13 protein-coding genes and 1 tRNA gene are annotated in these 17,143 nt (G+C 62.5%); 6 read left to right on the top strand and 8 right to left on the bottom strand.

The genetic code is table 11. The features are described 5' to 3' along the window. Positions 1–35: 35 nt before the first annotated feature. A complete protein-coding gene (locus AC1RT2_RS17635) occupies positions 36–1,259 on the bottom strand; it encodes an acyl-CoA dehydrogenase (RefSeq protein ID WP_493103891.1) in 1,224 nt (407 codons plus the stop codon). Between AC1RT2_RS17635 and AC1RT2_RS17630 the strand changes: the two genes are divergently transcribed. Continuing rightward, on the top strand, positions 1,258–1,449 hold the full coding sequence (locus AC1RT2_RS17630) for a hypothetical protein (protein WP_150129910.1): 192 nt from the start codon (positions 1,258–1,260) through the stop codon (positions 1,447–1,449). The two genes, AC1RT2_RS17635 and AC1RT2_RS17630, sit on opposite strands and share 2 nt — an antisense overlap. Positions 1,450–1,486: 37 nt before the next feature. Beyond that, a complete protein-coding gene (locus AC1RT2_RS17625; protein ID WP_493103887.1) occupies positions 1,487–2,515 on the top strand; it encodes an extracellular catalytic domain type 1 short-chain-length polyhydroxyalkanoate depolymerase in 1,029 nt (342 codons plus the stop codon). Between the two features lie 208 nt (positions 2,516–2,723). Here the strand turns inward: AC1RT2_RS17625 and iolB are convergent, their stop codons facing one another. The 5 genes from iolB to AC1RT2_RS17600 form a co-directional block, all read right to left on the bottom strand. Continuing rightward, positions 2,724–3,518, bottom strand: a complete 795-nt coding sequence (gene iolB / locus AC1RT2_RS17620; RefSeq protein ID WP_493103884.1) for a 5-deoxy-glucuronate isomerase — start codon at positions 3,516–3,518, stop codon at positions 2,724–2,726. A gap of 35 nt (positions 3,519–3,553) precedes the next feature. After that, on the bottom strand, positions 3,554–4,471 hold the full coding sequence (iolE, locus tag AC1RT2_RS17615; protein WP_493103882.1) for a myo-inosose-2 dehydratase: 918 nt from the start codon (positions 4,469–4,471) through the stop codon (positions 3,554–3,556). 172 nt (positions 4,472–4,643) lie between these two features. Then, on the bottom strand, positions 4,644–6,494 hold the full coding sequence (gene iolD / locus AC1RT2_RS17610; RefSeq protein WP_493103881.1) for a 3D-(3,5/4)-trihydroxycyclohexane-1,2-dione acylhydrolase (decyclizing): 1,851 nt from the start codon (positions 6,492–6,494) through the stop codon (positions 4,644–4,646). A 73-nt stretch (positions 6,495–6,567) separates the two neighbouring features. Beyond that, on the bottom strand, positions 6,568–8,490 hold the full coding sequence (locus AC1RT2_RS17605) for a bifunctional 5-dehydro-2-deoxygluconokinase/5-dehydro-2-deoxyphosphogluconate aldolase (RefSeq protein WP_493103879.1): 1,923 nt from the start codon (positions 8,488–8,490) through the stop codon (positions 6,568–6,570). 105 nt (positions 8,491–8,595) lie between these two features. Next, entirely contained in the window at positions 8,596–9,468 is an 873-nt protein-coding gene (locus tag AC1RT2_RS17600) for a MurR/RpiR family transcriptional regulator (RefSeq protein WP_257947578.1), read from the bottom strand. A 201-nt stretch (positions 9,469–9,669) separates the two neighbouring features. On the opposite strand from AC1RT2_RS17600, the gene AC1RT2_RS17595 reads away from it, so the two are divergent. Then, a complete protein-coding gene (locus AC1RT2_RS17595; protein ID WP_493103878.1) occupies positions 9,670–10,791 on the top strand; it encodes a Gfo/Idh/MocA family protein in 1,122 nt (373 codons plus the stop codon). A gap of 97 nt (positions 10,792–10,888) precedes the next feature. Next, on the top strand, positions 10,889–14,233 hold the full coding sequence (locus AC1RT2_RS17590; RefSeq protein WP_493103876.1) for a caspase family protein: 3,345 nt from the start codon (positions 10,889–10,891) through the stop codon (positions 14,231–14,233). A 74-nt stretch (positions 14,234–14,307) separates the two neighbouring features. On the opposite strand, the gene AC1RT2_RS17585 is transcribed toward AC1RT2_RS17590, so the two are convergent. Further along, positions 14,308–15,009, bottom strand: a complete 702-nt coding sequence (locus AC1RT2_RS17585; RefSeq protein ID WP_493103875.1) for a glutathione S-transferase family protein — start codon at positions 15,007–15,009, stop codon at positions 14,308–14,310. A 23-nt stretch (positions 15,010–15,032) separates the two neighbouring features. Here AC1RT2_RS17585 and AC1RT2_RS17580 point away from each other — a divergent pair, with 23 nt between their 5' ends. Next, a complete protein-coding gene (locus AC1RT2_RS17580; protein ID WP_493103874.1) occupies positions 15,033–15,551 on the top strand; it encodes a MarR family winged helix-turn-helix transcriptional regulator in 519 nt (172 codons plus the stop codon). A gap of 63 nt (positions 15,552–15,614) precedes the next feature. Here the strand turns inward: AC1RT2_RS17580 and AC1RT2_RS17575 are convergent, their stop codons facing one another. Further along, a complete protein-coding gene (locus AC1RT2_RS17575) occupies positions 15,615–16,727 on the bottom strand; it encodes a calcium-binding protein (RefSeq protein ID WP_493103872.1) in 1,113 nt (370 codons plus the stop codon). A gap of 302 nt (positions 16,728–17,029) precedes the next feature. Between AC1RT2_RS17575 and AC1RT2_RS17570 the strand changes: the two genes are divergently transcribed. Then, positions 17,030–17,119: transfer RNA gene (locus AC1RT2_RS17570), tRNA-Ser, on the top strand. The last annotated feature ends 24 nt before the right edge of the window (positions 17,120–17,143 follow it).

The following is a 17,143-nucleotide window of genomic DNA, read 5'->3' as shown; positions in this document are numbered from 1 at the left end:
GAGCGGCCGCCGAATGTTTCAAGTACGAGCCTGACTTACTGGAAAGCCTGAAGGCCGGTCTGCGCGCGGCCGAGGATCAGCGCATGGATGTCATGCGTGCCCTCGTAGGTGTTGACCGCTTCGAGGTTCATGACGTGGCGGATGACGCCGTATTCGTCGGAGACGCCGTTGCCGCCATGCATGTCGCGCGCCACACGGGCAATGTCGAGCGCCTTGCCGCAGTTGTTTCGCTTCATCAGCGAGATAAGCTCGGCCGGTGCGCGATGTTCGTCGAACAAGCGGCCGAGGCGCAGCGCCCCCTGCAGGCCGAGCGAAATCTCGGTCTCCATGTCGGCGAGCTTCTTCTGGATGAGCTGGGTGGCGGCAAGCGGCTTGCCGAACTGCTTGCGGTCGAGCGTGTACTGGCGGGCGGCGTGCCAGCAGAATTCGGCAGCCCCCATGGCGCCCCAGGCGATGCCGTAGCGGGCGCGGTTGAGGCAGCCGAACGGGCCGGCAAGGCCGGACACTTCCGGCAGCAGGTTTTCATCGGGAACGAAGACGTCCTGCATCATGATCATGCCGGTGACGGAGGCGCGCAGCGAGAACTTGCCCTCGATCTTCGGCGTCTCGAAACCCTTCATGCCGCGTTCGAGAACAAAACCCTTGATCTTGTTGTCATGCGCATCGGATTTTGCCCAGACGACCGCGACATCGGCGATCGGCGAATTGGTGATCCAGTTCTTGGCGCCCGAGATGAGATAGCCGCCATCGACCTTCTTGGCGCGGGTGATCATGGAGGAGGGGTCCGAGCCATGGTCCGGCTCGGTCAGGCCGAAGCAGCCGACCCACTCGCCCGAAGCGAGCTTGGGCAGGTACTTCTTGCGGGTCTCTTCCGTGCCGAAGGCGAAGATCGGGTGCATGACGAGCGAGGACTGCACGGACATCGCCGAGCGGTAGCCCGAATCGACGCGCTCGACTTCACGGGCAACGAGGCCGTAGGAAACGTAGTTGGCGCCGACGCCACCATATTCTTCCGGCACGGTCGGGCCGAGCAAGCCGAGTTCGCCCATCTCGGTCATGATCTCGCGGTGGAAGATCTCGTGGCGGTTCGCTTCGGTGACGCGCGAGGCAAGCTTGCCCTGGCAATAGGCCCGCGCCGTATCGCGGATCATGCGCTCTTCTTCGGTCAGCTGGTCTTCCAAAAGGAAGGGATCGGCCCAGTCGAAAGGCGCCATCTTGGCGCGCGCCTGTTCCGGGGTGGCGCTGTGGTGCTCGCTCATGGATTCCCTCCTGTCGCGTTTTGTCGTTGCAGAAGTGCTACATCAGCCGCTCCGTCTTCGAAAGGGCTGGAACGAAAAGGGCAGACCGACGCTTTGGCTATTTATGAATGCCCTCATGAGCCTGGAGAATGAGCTTTTGGCCGATTTCCGCGTTTTTGCCTTGATCCTGCCGCTCCGTGTGAGCAAGTAACCTGACAATGAGCAATTCCCCCACAAGGAGGCCAAGCATGCGCGACCGTTTCAAGCGATCGGTCGAACGGCTTCTGCCGACCGATGCCCCCCTGGGCGACCTCTTCTGGCCGTTTTCCCGTGATCCCGAGCGCAAGGCGCCCGCCGTGCGGCGCCGGCCGGCGGGCTCGTCGCCTCTCCGCGAAGTCGTCGGGTTCGGCAGCAATCCGGGCGGCCTGCGCATGTTCGAGTATGTCCCCGAAGGCCTGCCTGCCGGTCGCCCGCTGGTGCTGGTGCTGCATGGCTGCCAGCAGGATGCGGAAAGCTACGACCGGGCCGCCGGCTGGGCCTCGCTCGCACAAGAGCGCGGCTTTGCCGTCGTCTATGCCCAGCAGCGGGAGACCAACAATCCGCGGCTCTGTTTCACCTGGTTTCGCCCAAGCGAGGTGACGCGCGACCGCGGCGAGCTGATGTCGATCCGCCAGATGGTGGCGCATACGGCCGAAAGGGCGGCAAGCGATCCGCAACGCCTCTTCATCACCGGCCTTTCTGCCGGTGGGGCGATGACGGCTGCCATGCTCGCCAATTATCCGGATGTCTTCGCCGGTGGCGCCGTCATAGCAGGCCTGCCGTTCGGCGCCGCGCGCGATGCGAGCCGCGCCTTCGATGCCATGGCAGCAGCGCCCGAGCGAACTGCCGACGAGTGGAGCGACCTCGTCCGCACTGTCTCCCCGCGCATTGCCCGCAAACCCGCAATCTCGATCTGGCACGGCACTGCGGACGAAACCGTGTCGCTATCCAACGGCGTCGCCCTCGCCGAGCAATGGCGCGACCTCTACCGACTGCCAAAAGAAGCCTTCGTGGAAAAGCGCATGAAGGGCCGGCGCACGCGCATCTGGCCGGACAAGGAGGGCAGGGCGCTCGTCATCCTGCACGAGATCGACGGCATGGGCCACGGCACGCCGGTTCTGCGCGGCGAAGGCGGCGGCTATGCCACCGCCAACGAGCCGTTCATGCTGGAGGCAGGCTTTTCCTCGACGCTGGAAATCGCCAAGGAATGGGGACTGACACGGAAGTGGAAGCGGTAGCGGCCGGCACGCCGATAACCCGCTCGGGCTTGCCGGAAAGTCCGCGCGGACCGATCAGAAAAAGCCGTCGACTTTTCCTCCGTCATGGTCGAGCCTGACCCGACCATCCACACCTCACCCGCCACCTGGATCCTCGGCTCACGGCCGAGGATGACTTTAGTGGAGTGGTCGTATGTGGGCGCGGCTTACGGCACTCTGAAGTGCCTGCTCAGGCCAGCAGCCATTCATGCTCCTTGGCGTTGTGGAATTTCCACACCCGCTTTGGTCCCGCCATGACGTTGAGATAATAGAGATCATAGCCGTGAATGGTGGCGCAGGGGTGATAGCCCTTCGGCACCAGCGTCACGTCGCGGTCCTCCACCGCCATGGCCTCGTCGAGCGAGCGGTCGTCCGAATAGACGCGCTGGAAGGCAAAACCCTGCGGCGGGTTGAGGCGGTGGTAGTAGGTTTCTTCGAGAAAGCTCTCGTTTGGCAGGTCGTCCTGGTCGTGTTTGTGCGACGGGTAGGACGAAGTGTTGCCGCTCGGCGTGATGACCTCCACGACGAGCAGAGAATGGGCCGAATTGTCGTTTTCAGGCATGATATTGTAGACGTGGCGGACGTTCGAACCCTTGCCGCGGCTGAGCTTAGGGTGCGTGCCGGGTGGAATTTCTTTGGCCTGGTAGTCGCCGCCGCCCGGTGCCGAGCAGACGGCGAGTTCCAGATCCGTCTCCGCCGTTACCGACCAGTTGGAATCGGCCGGTATATAAAGCGCATGCGGCGCGCCCTCGAACGGGCTCATGCGTTCCCCCAGCACGCCGAAATCCTGGCCCGCGCCCGTCGCCTTGCCCTTGCCGGAAATCCAGACGAGGCAGACCTCGCGGGTCCCGGTTTCCGCGGCGAGAATTTCGCCGGGCTTCATGCGGTGCACGTCGAACCCCACATAGGTCCAGCCGGCGCTTTCCGGTGTGACGTGGCTGACGCGGCCGTGCGCGCCGTCCGGCTTTACGAGAAGTTTCGGCATGGGCTTGGTCCTTTCCTTCGGCATGCGGTTGAGGCTTATCCTTTCGGAAAGCCTTCCGTCTCCACGGTATAACCCGCAGCGGTCATGACGCGCATCAGTTCCGCATAACCGACTTCGGCCATCTTCTGCGGGGGCGCTTCACGCGGGTCCTGTTCGGCCTCGACGACGAACCAGCCTTCATAACCATAATCCGCGAAGCGCTTGACGATGGCACCGAAATCGAGCGAGCCGTCGCCCGGCACGGTGAAGGCGCCAAGCGCCACCGCGTCGAGGAAGGACTGCCGGCTGCGATCGAGCCCATCGACCACCGACTGGCGGATGTCCTTGACATGGACGTGCTTGATGCGGGCGTGATGGTTGTCGATGGCGCGCAGGACATCACCGCCGGCAAAGGCAAGGTGCCCGGCATCGAGCAAGAGCGGAATGCCTTCGCCGGAATTACGCATGAAGGCATCGAGTTCCGGCTCGGTCTCGACGACGGCGGCCATGTGGTGGTGATAGGACAGCGGCATGCCCTGCTCGGCGCACCATTCACCGAACTGTGTAAGCTTGCGGCCATAGGCCTTCATCTCATCGTCCGACAGGCGCGGCTTGGTGGCGAGCGGCTTGGAGCGGTCGCCCTGGATGGAGCGGCCGACTTCGCCATAGACGATGCAGGGCGCGTTGACCGCCTTGAACAGCTCGATCATCGGCGCGATGCGATCCTTGTTGGCGGCGAGCTCCTCGTCGACCAGCGTGCCGGAAAACCAGCCGCCGCACAGCGTCACGTCGGCGGCGCGCAGGATGGGCAGCATCACCGCGGGATCTTCCGGGAAGCGACGGCCCTTTTCCATGCCGGTAAAACCGGCACCGCGCGACTGGCGCAGGCATTCTTCGAGGGATACGTCGTCGCTGAGTTCCGGAAGGTCGTCGTTCCACCAGGCGATGGGCGACATGCCGAGTTTGGCTTTCATTATCGTCTCCTTGGCGGGAGGCTACGGCCTCCCTTGTCACTGTTCTTGTCTCTACCCGTTCCTCCGTCATCCTCGGGCTTGACCCGAGGATCCATGCCACTCTCTCGGGTGTGCCGTGTGGGTGGATCCTCGGGTCAAGCCCGAGGATGACGGGGAGGGTGGGGTGTCTGTCTTAACCGATAGTCTGCGCGGCGCGGGCCTTCACATAGGCTTCGCGCGCCTTGTTGACCTCTTCACGCGGGCTCACTTCCGGCACCGCCACATCCCACCAATGGCCACCTTCCTTGGTGGTGATCAGCGGGTCGGTGTCGATGACGATCACCGACGTGCGGTCATTGCCCTTGCTGTTCTGAATGGCCGTTTCGAGATCGGCAATCGAAGAGACCTTCACGGCGACCGCGCCCATGCTTTCGGCATGCGCCCGGAAGTCGATATCCGGCATCATCTCGATCATCGAGTCCTTGAGCAGGTTGTTGAAGTTCGCGCCGCCGGTGCCCATCTGCAGGCGGTTGATGCAACCGTAGCCACGGTTATCCAGCACGACGATCGTCAGCTTCTGGCCAAGCATGATCGAAGTCGAGAGCTCGGAGTTCATCATCATGTAGGAGCCGTCACCGACCATGACGACGACATCCGCCTCCGGCCGTGCCAGCTTCACGCCAAGGCCGCCGGCAATCTCGTAGCCCATGCAGGAAAAGCCGTACTCCATGTGGTAGCCGCCCGGCTTGTGGGCCTGCCATAGCTTGTGCAGCTCACCCGGCAGACCGCCGGCGGCGCAGACCATCACCGAATTCTCACCGCCGATCGTGCGCTGCACGGCGCCGATGACCTGCGCATCGGAGGGCAGGTCCGCATTGGTCGGAGCGGTTGCACGGTTGGCGGCAGCCATCCAGGCTTCCTTGCGGGGCTTGGCAGATTCCGTAAACGAAGCAGGCGCCTTCCAGCCGCCGAGCGCTTCGGACAGCAGCGTCAGGCCCTCGCGCGCATCAGCGACGAGCGGCTGGCTGTCGCGCTTCGCGGCGTCGAAGGCCACGGTGTTGAGGCCGATCATCTTGACGCCATCGTTCTTGAACAGCGCCCAGGAGCCGGTGGTGAAATCCTGCATGCGGGTGCCGACGGCGAGGATGACGTCCGCTTCCTCCGCAAAGGCATTGGCCGCCGAGGTGCCGGTGACACCGACCGAGCCCATGCAGAGCGGGTGATCATCCGGCAGCGCCGACTTGCCGGCCTGGGTGACGGCGACCGGAATGCCATGCATGCCGGCAAAGGCCTTGAGTTCCGCCGTCGCCTGCGAATAGAGCACGCCGCCGCCGGCGATGATCAGCGGCTTTTCCGCCTTGCGCAATGTCGCGATGGCCGCCGCAAGCTCGTCCGTGTCCGGCCGCGGACGGCGATGCGTCCAGACCTTCTCATCGAACAGGCTTGCTGGGTAGTCGTAAGCTTCGGCCTGCACATCCTGGCAGAGCGACAGCGTCACCGGGCCGCAATCGACCGGATCGGTCAGTACCTGCATGGTGCGCTTCAGGGCGGGGATGATCTGTTCTGGCCGGGTGATGCGATCGAAATAGCGCGACACGCAGCGGAAGGCGTCGTTCACCGAGACGGTGCCATCGCCAAAGTTCTCGATCTGCTGGAGGACCGGGTCGGGAATGCGGTTGGCAAAGACGTCGCCGGGCAGGAAGAGGACGGGCAGGCGGTTGACATGCGCCACACCTGCGGCGGTGATCATGTTCAGCGCGCCGGGGCCGATCGAGGTCGTGCAGGCCATGAAGCGCTGGCGAAAACTCGCCTTGGCGAAGGCGACGGCGGCATGCGCCATGCCCTGTTCGTTATGGGCGCGCAGCGTCGGCAGTTCATTGCGCACCTGATACAGCGCTTCCCCCATGCCCGCGACGTTGCCATGGCCGAAAATGCCCCAGACACCGGCGAAGATCGGCTGTTTCTTGCCGTCGACGACCGTCATCTGTGCCTTCAGGAAATGCGTGACGGCCTGCGCCATCGTCAGCCGGATCGTCTTGCCCATGGTATTCCTCCCAAATTCTCTTCATTTGCCGCAATCCCGGGCGAAAATCGCCCACACTTTTCCTGGGATTGCTCTAGAGACCGCGCGTGCGCAGCCAGGCGTCGGTCAGTTCGCGGAAGCGGCCGGCCATGTCCGATATCGCTGCCTCGTCGTCCATCTTGCCGGCCATCCAGGCGCGGGCGGCATCGACAAAGATCGTGCGGCCGACGGCAAAGCCTTTGACGGCCGGTGCGACCTTGGTTGCCTCGAATGCCTTGACCAGTTCCTCCGTCGGCGCCTCCAGGCCGAGCAGCACGATACCACGGCAATAGGCGTCATTTTTGGCGATCACCGCCTCGATGTTTTCCCATGCCCCGCTCGATGCCTGCGGCTCCAGCTTCCACCAGTCCGGCTTGATACCGAGATCGTAGAGTTCCTGAAGTGCCGTCGAGACCGTATCATCCTTGAGCGGCCCGTTCTTGCCGGCGATGATCTCTACCAGCAGCTCGCGGCCAACCCGGCGTGCCGCCTCAAACAGGGTGCGCAGCTTTTCCTGCTGCTCCTTCTTGAGCGCTGCCGGATCGTCCGGATGATAGAAGCACAGGCACTTGATGCAATGGTCGAGCGGCCATTCCACGAGCTGCGAGCCGATGTCCTGGCTGAACTCGAAGCGCAGTGGCTTGGAGCCGGGCAGTTCGACCGGGCGGCCGAGCCAGGAGAAATTCTGGGCGGCGGCATCGAAGAAGGCGTCGCGGCCGAAACGCTCGTCGATCAGCATGCCGTAACCCGGCCGGCCATCGGCGACACGGGCGGCGGCCTTCACGGTCAGGCGCTTGAACTCGGAAATCTTTTCGTGCGGTACCTTCAGTTCATCCGCAACGTCGACGAGCTGCATACGGTGGTCGCAGGCGAGCGCCATCAGAAGCGGAATGTCGGCCTGCTTGCGGTTGGTTGCCCAATGGATGTGGTTGATCGCCTCGTCCTTGCGCAGCGCCCGGTGTTTGCTGCCGTTCTTCAGGAAGAATTCCAGCTCGTCCCAGCTCGGATATTCCGGCGAGCAGAGCAGGCGGGAGACGGCGAAAGCGCCGCAGGCATTGGCCCATGTTGCCGAGGTCGCATGGTCTTCGCCCCGCAGCCAGCCCCGCAGGAGGCCCGACATGAAGGAATCGCCGGCACCCAGCACATTATAGACCTCGATCGGGAAGCCCTGGCCGATAATGCCGTCTTCCAGATTGTCGGAGATCGGGCCGTCATAGACGATGCAGCCCATGGCGCCGCGCTTCAGCACGATGGTGGCGGAGGAGAGCGCGCGGATCGCCTTCAGCGAGGAAAGCACGTCATCGGCGCCGGACGCGATCATGATCTCCTCTTCCGTGCCGACGATGAGATCGCAATCCGGCAGGACGGATTTCATGATGGCGGAGACGCGATCGGACTTCACATAGCGCTCGAAGCCCTCGGCATGGCCGGCAAGGCCCCAGAGGTTCGGGCGGTAGTCGATGTCGAAGATGACCTTGCCGCCGTTTTCCTTGGCGATGCGGATCGCCTTGCGCTGCGCAGCCTCGGTGTTGGGTCGCGAAAAATGCGTGCCGGAGACCAGCACGGCACGGGATGAGCGTACGAAGGCCTCGTCCACGTCGCCCTCGTCGAGCGCCATGTCGGCACAGTCGGTGCGCACGAAGATCATCGGCGAGACGCCCTCGGATTCGATGGCGAGCAGCACAAGCGCCGTCAGGCGGTCCTTGTCGGTCTTGATGCCCTCGACATTGACGCCTTCGCGGGCGGATTGCTCGCGGATGAAACGGCCCATCTGCTCGTCGCCGACGCGGGTGATGAGCGCGGATTTCAGGCCGAGGCGGGCGGTGCCGATCGCGATATTGGCCGGGCAGCCACCGACGGATTTGGCGAAGGAAGCGGTGTCTTCGAGCCGCGTGCCGAGCTGCTGGCCGTAGAGGTCGACGGACGAGCGGCCGATCGTGATGACGTCGAGCGTCCTGTCTTGTTCCGTGTGCGGCATGTCTTCCTCCCGGTCTTGCGACGCCACCGTCTCACTGCGGCGGTACGTTGGGAAAATGAAACATGAATTCCATTATTCTGTCAATTCGGAATATTCATTCCGTTTCTATTCCACAGCATTTCGTTTCGGCGCGCGTCGCAGGCTGCGCCGCTTTTCGGCAATCGCGACGGGCAGCGCCATGGCAAGCGCCATGGACGCGGAGAGCGAGCGAAAGCCGGCATAGTCGGCTTCCGAGACTTCGAACCAGTATGTGGCGGAGGCGGCGAGCGGCGAGAAAACCGAGTCGGTGATCGCAACGATCGGCACGCCACGACCCGCCAGTTCCTGCGCCTGGGTCAGGCTTTCGGCGGCGTAGGGCGCAAAGCTCGCCGCGATGACCGCATCCTTGTTCGTCGCAAACTGCGTCATTTCGGGATCGATGCCGTTCGGCGAGGCGATGATCTGGTGGCGTATGGCGAGCTTGCCGAAGGCATAGGCGATATGGGCGGTCAGCGGATAGGAGCGGCGCTTGGCGACGAGATAGATGGTTTCCGCGCGGGCGAGCAGATCGACGGATTTCGAAAAGGTCTCGCCGTCGATGGTGCTGGCGAGCCGCGCGACGGACTGGCTTGCCGCCGTCAGGAAGCCGGAGAGCAGTTCCGTATCACTGTTGACCGCGGGACCTGCTTCCAGCGTGAGAAGGCGCTCTTCGTACGACAATGTGCGGTCGCGCAGCCGGGCGCGAAAAACGTTCTGGAGGTCCGAAAAACCTTCGTAACCGAGGTGATGGGCCAAGCGCACCAAGGTGGAGGGCTGCACATCCGCCGCCGTTGCGATGCTTGCCGCAGTGCCGAAGGCCATCTCGTCCGGGTTTGAGAGCGCATAGGCCGCCACCTGCGCCAGTCGTTTCGGCATGGTCGCTTTGCGCTCGATGATCACGCTGCGCAGGCTGTCGAAATCACGCGGTACACGCGCCAGGGCCGCCTCGGTGTCGTTCATGGATCCAGTCCTCCTCGTGCGGCCATTCTGCTACGAATGAAATAAATATTCCATATCTCGAGAAAAGATAGTTTTCGTTCTAAATCTTTCCCGCTATGCATGGCGCCTGGAGCGCCCTTGTGGCGAGATATAGCAATTCCAGCAAAACTGCGTAGCGGTTTTGCGTCTGGAATTGCGCGCAGACAAACCGGAGGAGATGTCATGAAGGCCTTGGGAATTGGATTGATCGGAACGGGCTACATGGGCAAGTGCCATGCGCTCGCCTGGAACAATGTCAGCACGGTCTTCGGCGATGTCGATCGCCCGCGCCTCGTGCATCTCGCCGAAGCCAATGCGGATCTCGCGGCGAGCCGTGCCCGCGAATTCGGTTTCGCCAAGGCGACCGCCAACTGGCGCGACCTGCTTGCTGATCCGGATGTCGACGTGATTTCCGTCACCACGCCGAACCAGTTCCATGCCGAGATGGCCATCGCCGCCCTTGATGCCGGCAAACATGTCTGGTGCGAAAAGCCGATGGCGCCGGCCTTTGCCGATGCCGAGCGCATGCTCGCCGCGCAGCGCTCATCCGGCAAGATCGCGGTCATGGGCTATAACTACATCCAGAACCCCGTGATGCGGCACATCCGTTCGCTGCTGGACGAAGGCGCCATCGGCACGGTCAATCACGTCCGCATCGAGATGGACGAGGATTTCATGGCTGATCCGGAGGCGCTGTTCTACTGGAAGAGCGAAGCGACCTCCGGTTACGGCGCACTCGATGATTTCGCCGTGCATCCGCTCTCGCTGCTGTGGAGCCTGTTCGGCCATGTCGAGGCGGTCATCGCGTCGCTCGCCAAGCCCTATGCCGACCGCCCGCTGAAGGACGGCAGCCGCCGCGACGTCGAAAACCACGATATCGCCAGCGTCCTGATGCGCCTTCCCGGCGGTATCTCCGGCGTGCTGATGGCCAACCGCTCGGCCTGGGGCCGCAAGGGCCGCATCGCGCTGCAGATTTATGGTTCGAAGGGCTCGATCCTCTACGATCAGGAGCGCATGAACGAATTCCAACTCTATACGACGGACGGCCGCGCCACCGAGCAAGGCTTTTCCACGATCCTGACGGCACCGCACCACAAGCCCTATGACCGTTTCATTCCGGCGCCCGGCCACGGCCTCGGCTTCAACGATCTCAAGGTCATAGAATGCCGTGAGCTGATCGCCGCCATCGCCGGCATGGCGTCGCATTCCATCGACTTCAACCATGGCCTGCGCATCGAGCAGTCCGTGCACGCCATGGCCGAATCTTTCCGGCAAGGTCGCTGGGTGGAAATCGCCGCTGAATGAGTTTCCAGCGACCGGGCCAAAAAAATCCGGTCGCCTCCTCATTGAAACAGCACGGGCCATACGTAATACTCTCGGCAATAATGCCGGAGGGATGGGCATGTTCAAGCAAATGCAGAGACGCTGGGCGCCGGTCCTCTTCGTCTCGATTGCTGTCATCGTGTTCAATGCGAACGCCGCAGAGGCGAAGCGTGTTGCACTGCTGATAGGCAATCAGAAATACGAAGAGACGGCCCAGCTCAACAATCCTGCGAACGATGTGGAGCTTATGCGCGCCTCGTTCGAGGCCGCTGGTTTCGATTCCGTCAAGACGGTCCTGGATCTCGACCGCTCCGCCATGGTGAAGGCGTTGCGCGAATTCGAGGACGAATCCGCTGACGCGGACATGGCGGTGGTCTACTATTCCGGCCACGCGATGGAGATGGATGGGGTCAACTACCTCATTCCCGTCGATGCGGCGCTGAAGAGCGACCGCGACGTCGAGGACGAGAGCGTGGCCATCGATCGCGTCCAGCGTTCGCTGGAAGGCGCCAAGAAGCTGAAACTCTTCATTCTCGACGCTTGCCGCAACAATCCGTTTTCGCAGTCGATGACCCGGTCGATCGGCACCCGTGCCGTGACGCGCGGTCTTGCGCGTGTGGAGCCCGAATCGGCCGACACGCTGATCGCCTTCGCTTCGAAGGCCGGTACCGTGGCGCTCGACGGCGAGGGCAAGAACAGCCCGTTCGCAACCGCGCTTTCCAAATACCTGACCGAGCCCGGTCTCGACGTGCGTATCGCGCTCGGCAAGGTGCGCGACGAAGTGGTGGAAGCCACCAATCGCGAGCAGGAGCCCTTCGTCTACGGTTCGCTCGGCGGTGCGCAGATCTTCCTGAACATCAAGGAAGTGAACATCAATATTTCCAACAGCGGCAACACGCAGGAGGTCTCGCCGAACGGCCAGTCCGAAGCGGCGGCCGACTGGCAGAACATCCGCGACCTCGCCGATGAAGACCTGATCAATGCCTTCATTTCGAAGCACGGCAAGGATCCGGTCTACAAGATGCTGGCGGAAAAGAAGCTCGCCAGCCTCCAGGAGGCGACCCAGAACGATGGGCAGGATGCGGCGGCAATCGCGTGGGATGCCTTGAAGGAATCGACCGATGCGGCTGCCTTGCAGCGCTTCATCGAGCGCTACCCGGATAGCCAGCATCGCAGCAGCGCCGAACAGTTGATCGCAGCACTCGAACCGAAGAAGGGTCTCAGTGTCGATCTTGCCTCCAAGGAAACGGCCGCCTCGCGGGATTGTTTCCTGCTGGCCGGCGAACCGCAGTCGCTGCCCGGCTTCCTGGGCGTCAACTTCCTGAAGATCGATGCCAAGCGGGCGCTTTCCGCCTGTGCGCAGGCCGTCAACGAAAATCCGTCCGACGGCATGCTGGTGAACCTTCTCGGCCGTGCACAGGACGCCGACCGCAACTATGTCGAAGCCCGTCGCAACTACGAAAAGGCGATCGAGCTCGGCAACATGTACGCGCTCACCAACCTTGCCTGGTTCTCGATCTACGGCACGGATGGTCCGGTCGACGTGCCGAAGGGCCTCTCGATGCTCGAGAGGGCTTCGACCGCCGGCAATTCCTATGGCCAGGCTTCGCTCGGCTGGCTCTACCGCGAAGGCTATGGCGGCACGCGCCAGGACTATAACGAAGCGGTAAAATGGTATCAGCAGTCGGCCAACCAGGGCTATGCCAATGCCATGGCGACGATGGGCTGGTTCTACCGCGAAGGCCTCGGCGTTTCGCAGGATTACGTCCAGTCGCTCACCTGGTACCGCAAGGCTGCGGACGCCGGCGACGCCAACGCCATGTCCTCGCTCGGCTGGGCTTACCAGAACGGCCTCGGCACGGCGCAGAACTATGCCGAAGCCAAGGTCTGGTACGAGAAGGCCGCCAATATCGGCGATTCCTACTCGATGGCCTCGCTCGCCTGGCTCTATGACGTCGGCAACGGCGTGAAGCAGGACTATGTCGAAGCCCGTTACTGGTATGAGAAGGCCGCCAATTCCGGCAGCGCTTACGCCATGGGCAACCTGTCTCGTCTCTACGACCAGGGCCTCGGCACACCGGCAGACGCAAAGGAGGCTGTCCGCTGGGCAGCGGCCAGCGTCGAAAGCGGCGATCCCGCCAAGCTGAAGGAACTCAAGGAAACCCCGGCCAACTTCACGGTCGCTTTCCGCAAGGAGCTGCAGAACCTTCTCAAGGAGCGCGGCTATTACAGTGGTTCGTCGGATGGCGAATTCGGTGCCGCCACGCTGGCCGCGATCGACAAGCTCGCCGCCGGCCGCAACGACAGCAGCTCGCTGTCGAGCACGACGACAACCACCACGACCGACCAGTCGACGCTGACGTTGAGCGGGTCGGACACCGACCAGTGCTACGAACTTGCCGGCGAACCGAACCTGCGCCCGGGCTTCCTCGGCAAGCTCTTCGCGCAGATCGACTATGGCCGCGCGATCTCCGTCTGCGAAGCGGCACTCAATGCCAATCCGTCGGACAACTCGATCCGCAACATGGTCGGCCGTGCTCATGACGCCGCGAAGAATTTTTCGAAGGCGCGAGAGCACTACCAGAAGGCTGCCGACGAGGGGAACCTCTACGCGCTGACCAACCTCGCCTGGTACTCGATCTACGGTACCGACGGCGCGGTCGACATGGCCAAGGGCACCCGCATGTTCGAGCAGGCCTCGAATGCCGGCAACCCCTATGCCCAGGCCTCCCTCGGCTGGCTCTATCGCGAAGGCTATAACGGCACGCGCAAGGACTATGACGAGGCGATCAAGTGGTACCGCAAGGCGGCCGAACAGGGTTATGCCAATGCACAGGCGACGATGGGCTGGTTCTACCGTGAAGGCCTCGGCACGACACGCGACTATGCAGCCTCGCTCGACTGGTACAAGAAGGGCGCGGAAGGCGGCGACATCAACGCCATGTCTTCGGTCGGTTATGCCTACCAGTCCGGTCTGGGCGTGGCGGTCGATTATGTCGAAGCGCGCAACTGGTACGAAAAGGCTGCCGCCCAGAACGACTACTACTCGATGGCCTCCATCGGCTGGCTCTACGACGTCGGCAACGGCGTGAAGCAGGACTACAACGAGGCCCGCGACTGGTACGAGAAGGCAGCGAACGGTGGCAACACCTACGCCATGGGCAATCTCTCCCGCCTCTACGACCAGGGCCTCGGCACGCGCGCCAACGCCAAGGAGGCTGCCCGTTGGGCCGCCGCCAGCGTGGAGGGCGGCGACCAGGGCAAGCTGCAGGAACTCAAGGGATCGGCGGCGAATTTCACGCCGCAGTTCCGCAAGGAGTTCCAGCAGATCCTCAAGGATCGTGGGTATTATAATGGCCCGATCGACGGTGATTTCGGCGCCTCGACGCAGAACGCCATCGACCGCCTCGCCGCCCGCACCTGAGCCATCCGGCTGGGTCCTGAAACAAAAAGCCGCTGGAAACGGGTCGTTTCCAGCGGCTTTTCTTTGGGGTTCGGTCAGGCGGCCAATTTGAGCAGCCAGGCGTCGTGATCCTTTAGAAAGACCTTCAATCGTTCCGGGTAGTCCTCCGCCACTGCCGTGCGCACACTCGGGCGTTGCATCAGGGCAGCACGCCAGGCGGAAACTTTTTCAAGCCCGTCAAAAACGCCCGTGGGTGTCACCGTGTCGAAGACGTCGAAATAGCGGAAGATCGGGGCGAAAACGGCATCGACGAGGCTGAAATCTTCGCCGGCGAAGAAGGGACCGTTGCCGAGGGCGGCTTCGACCCGCCTGAATTTTTCGGTGAGAGCCTGGCGTTTCGTCGCGTAGGTTTCGGCGTCGCTGGCGGTCTCGAAGCCCCAGAGATCCGACAGGATCGAGGAACCGAACTCCATCCAGCCGCGATGCTGCGCCCGCAGAAGCGGATCGGCCGGATGAAGCGGTCTGCCCGTCTGCGTATCTTCCAGATATTCGCAGATGACCGCACTTTCGAACAGCACCGCTTCGCTGCCATCTTCCCACCGGATGATGAGGAGCGGCACCTTGCCGAGCGGCGACATGGCGAGAAACCAGTCGGGCTTTGCGGCAAGGTCGATGGTGCGGCGTTCAAAGGCCACGCCTTTTTCGGCAAGTGCTATGGCAGCGCGCTGGACATAGGGGCAGAGATGATGACTGACCAGGGTGAGCGTAGCGCCAGTCGGGGAACCGGGGTGGGGCATGGCGTGTCTCCGGTTCGAGATGAATGCAATTGCATATATGCACCCTTGCCTTTGCCGTCAAGATGAATGTAATTGCATCTATGTCCGACTCGTCACCCGACCAGACCCCCACGCCCTCCGCCGCCACGACACGGCTCTGGATCGCGCTCATGCGCACGCAGCGCGTTCTCCTGGCCGCCATCGAGCAGGATCTGAAAGCCGCGGATCTGCCGCCGCTCGGCTGGTACGACGTGCTTTGGGAACTGGTGCGCGCGGAAAAGGGGAGGTTGCGGCCCTTCGAAATCGAGGCGCACACATTGCTTGCGCAACACAACCTCTCCCGGCTTCTCGACCGGATGGAAGCGGCAGGCCTCGTCCGCCGCGAAATTTTACCGCAAGACGGCCGTGGCCGCTGGGTTCTCGTCACAGAGGCGGGTCGCGCGATGCAGCAGCGCATATGGACGGTCTACGGCGCCTCCATTGAACGCCATCTTGGCGAAAAGCTCTCAAATACAGATGCCGAACAGCTTGCGAACGAGCTTGCACGTCTGATTCGCGGGTGAGCACAAAAGCAAACGCCGGAGCAAGAAGCCCCGGCGTTTGCCTGTCTGCGTGCCTGTTTCGGATCAGAGCAGGAAGTCGTCCACGTAGTACTTCGTCAGCCCGGCATTGATCTCGAAATCCGCGCGGCCGTCGCCATTGATGTCGCCCGAGATGACCGTGCCGGAGTAGCGCAATTCGCCTGCCGTGCCGGAGAACGAAGCCTTGCCGATGAATTCGAAGGCCTGGTTGCCGCTGCGACCGGTATTGGCGTCGATGTCGCGCAGGTCGATGACATCGCCCTGGCTGTCCGGGTTGAAGTCGTCGATGACGTCGCGCAGCGAACCCACGCGGCTGTCGGATGTTTTCGTGAAGCGGAACGTGTCAGCGCCGGTGCCGCCGACGAGGAAATCGTTGCCCGCACCCCCAACGAGGAGGTCGTTGCCGGAGCCGCCGACGAGATCGTCATTGCCGTTGCCGCCGTACAGACGGTCGTTGCCGGCCTCGCCATAGAGGTCGTCATTGCCATCGTCGCCGTAGATTATGTCCACGCCGTTGCCGCCATAAAGCCGGTCGTTGCCGGCAAGCCCTTCGAGCTGGTCGTTGCCGCTGCCGCCCTTGAGGATATTATTGCCCGCGGTACCGATCAGCGTGTCGGCATAAGCAGTGCCGACGACGTTCTCGATGCTCGTCAGCTTCTCCAGGCGACCCGTAACGGCCTTGGCGTAGCCTTCGTCGAGATCGACATAGATGCCGCGACCCTTTTCGCTGCTCGAATCCTGCAGCGAATAGTTGATCGTGTCGGTGCCGGAGCCGCCGTTGAAGGTGTTCTTGAAGCCGACGGAGTAGAAGGTGTCGTTCCCGGCGTCGCCATTATAGACACTCTGATAGGTCTTCACCTTGAACACGTCATTGCCATCGCCACCGCTGACGACGTCATACTCGCCTGCGGCCTTCGCTGCGCCGCTATGGATGTAGATGTCGTTGCCTGAACCGAGATAGATATCGTTGCTGCCCTCGAAGCTGTTGCGAACGATATCGTTGCCGCTGCCGGCCTCGACATAATTGTCACCACCGCGGCTATCGACGCGGTTCAACACGATTTCGTCGTCGCCGCCATAGGCGAAGACATCCATCGGGCCCCGGGAATTCTGTACGATGAGATCGTCACCGTTCGTGCCTTTAACAACCACAACCATTTCCGTTTCCTTTCCGCATCAACGACCTGTTGCACGATATCTATCGCCGACAAGCTGAACAGTTGTTGAACAGAGTCGCTGCGGGCGGCGATTTCGAGGCGGAACGGGGGAATTTTGCGGGCAGGGGGCATATCGACCGTGAAGCACGTCGTCCGGTGCGCCAATCACGCCGCTGTTGATCGATCTCAGGAGCCTTTACGGCTCCCCACCATACATACCTGTATATATTGAAAGCGCTTTTCAGCCTTTTCTCCAAAAAGCTCTTGATCACTGAGGGCTTTGCCCGTATCAGGGCGGCGAGCGGAGAGGTGGCCGAGTGGTCGAAGGCGCTCCCCTGCTAAGGGAGTATACCCGGAAGGGTATCGAGGGTTCGAATCCCTTCTTCTCCGCCAGTTCCGTTCAGCGATGCTGAAAAT

Source organism: Shinella sp. GW821-FHT11G07, from assembly GCF_058808115.1.
Note: the sequence above shows the minus strand (reverse complement) of the source record. Positions and strands in the feature narration are given on the sequence as shown.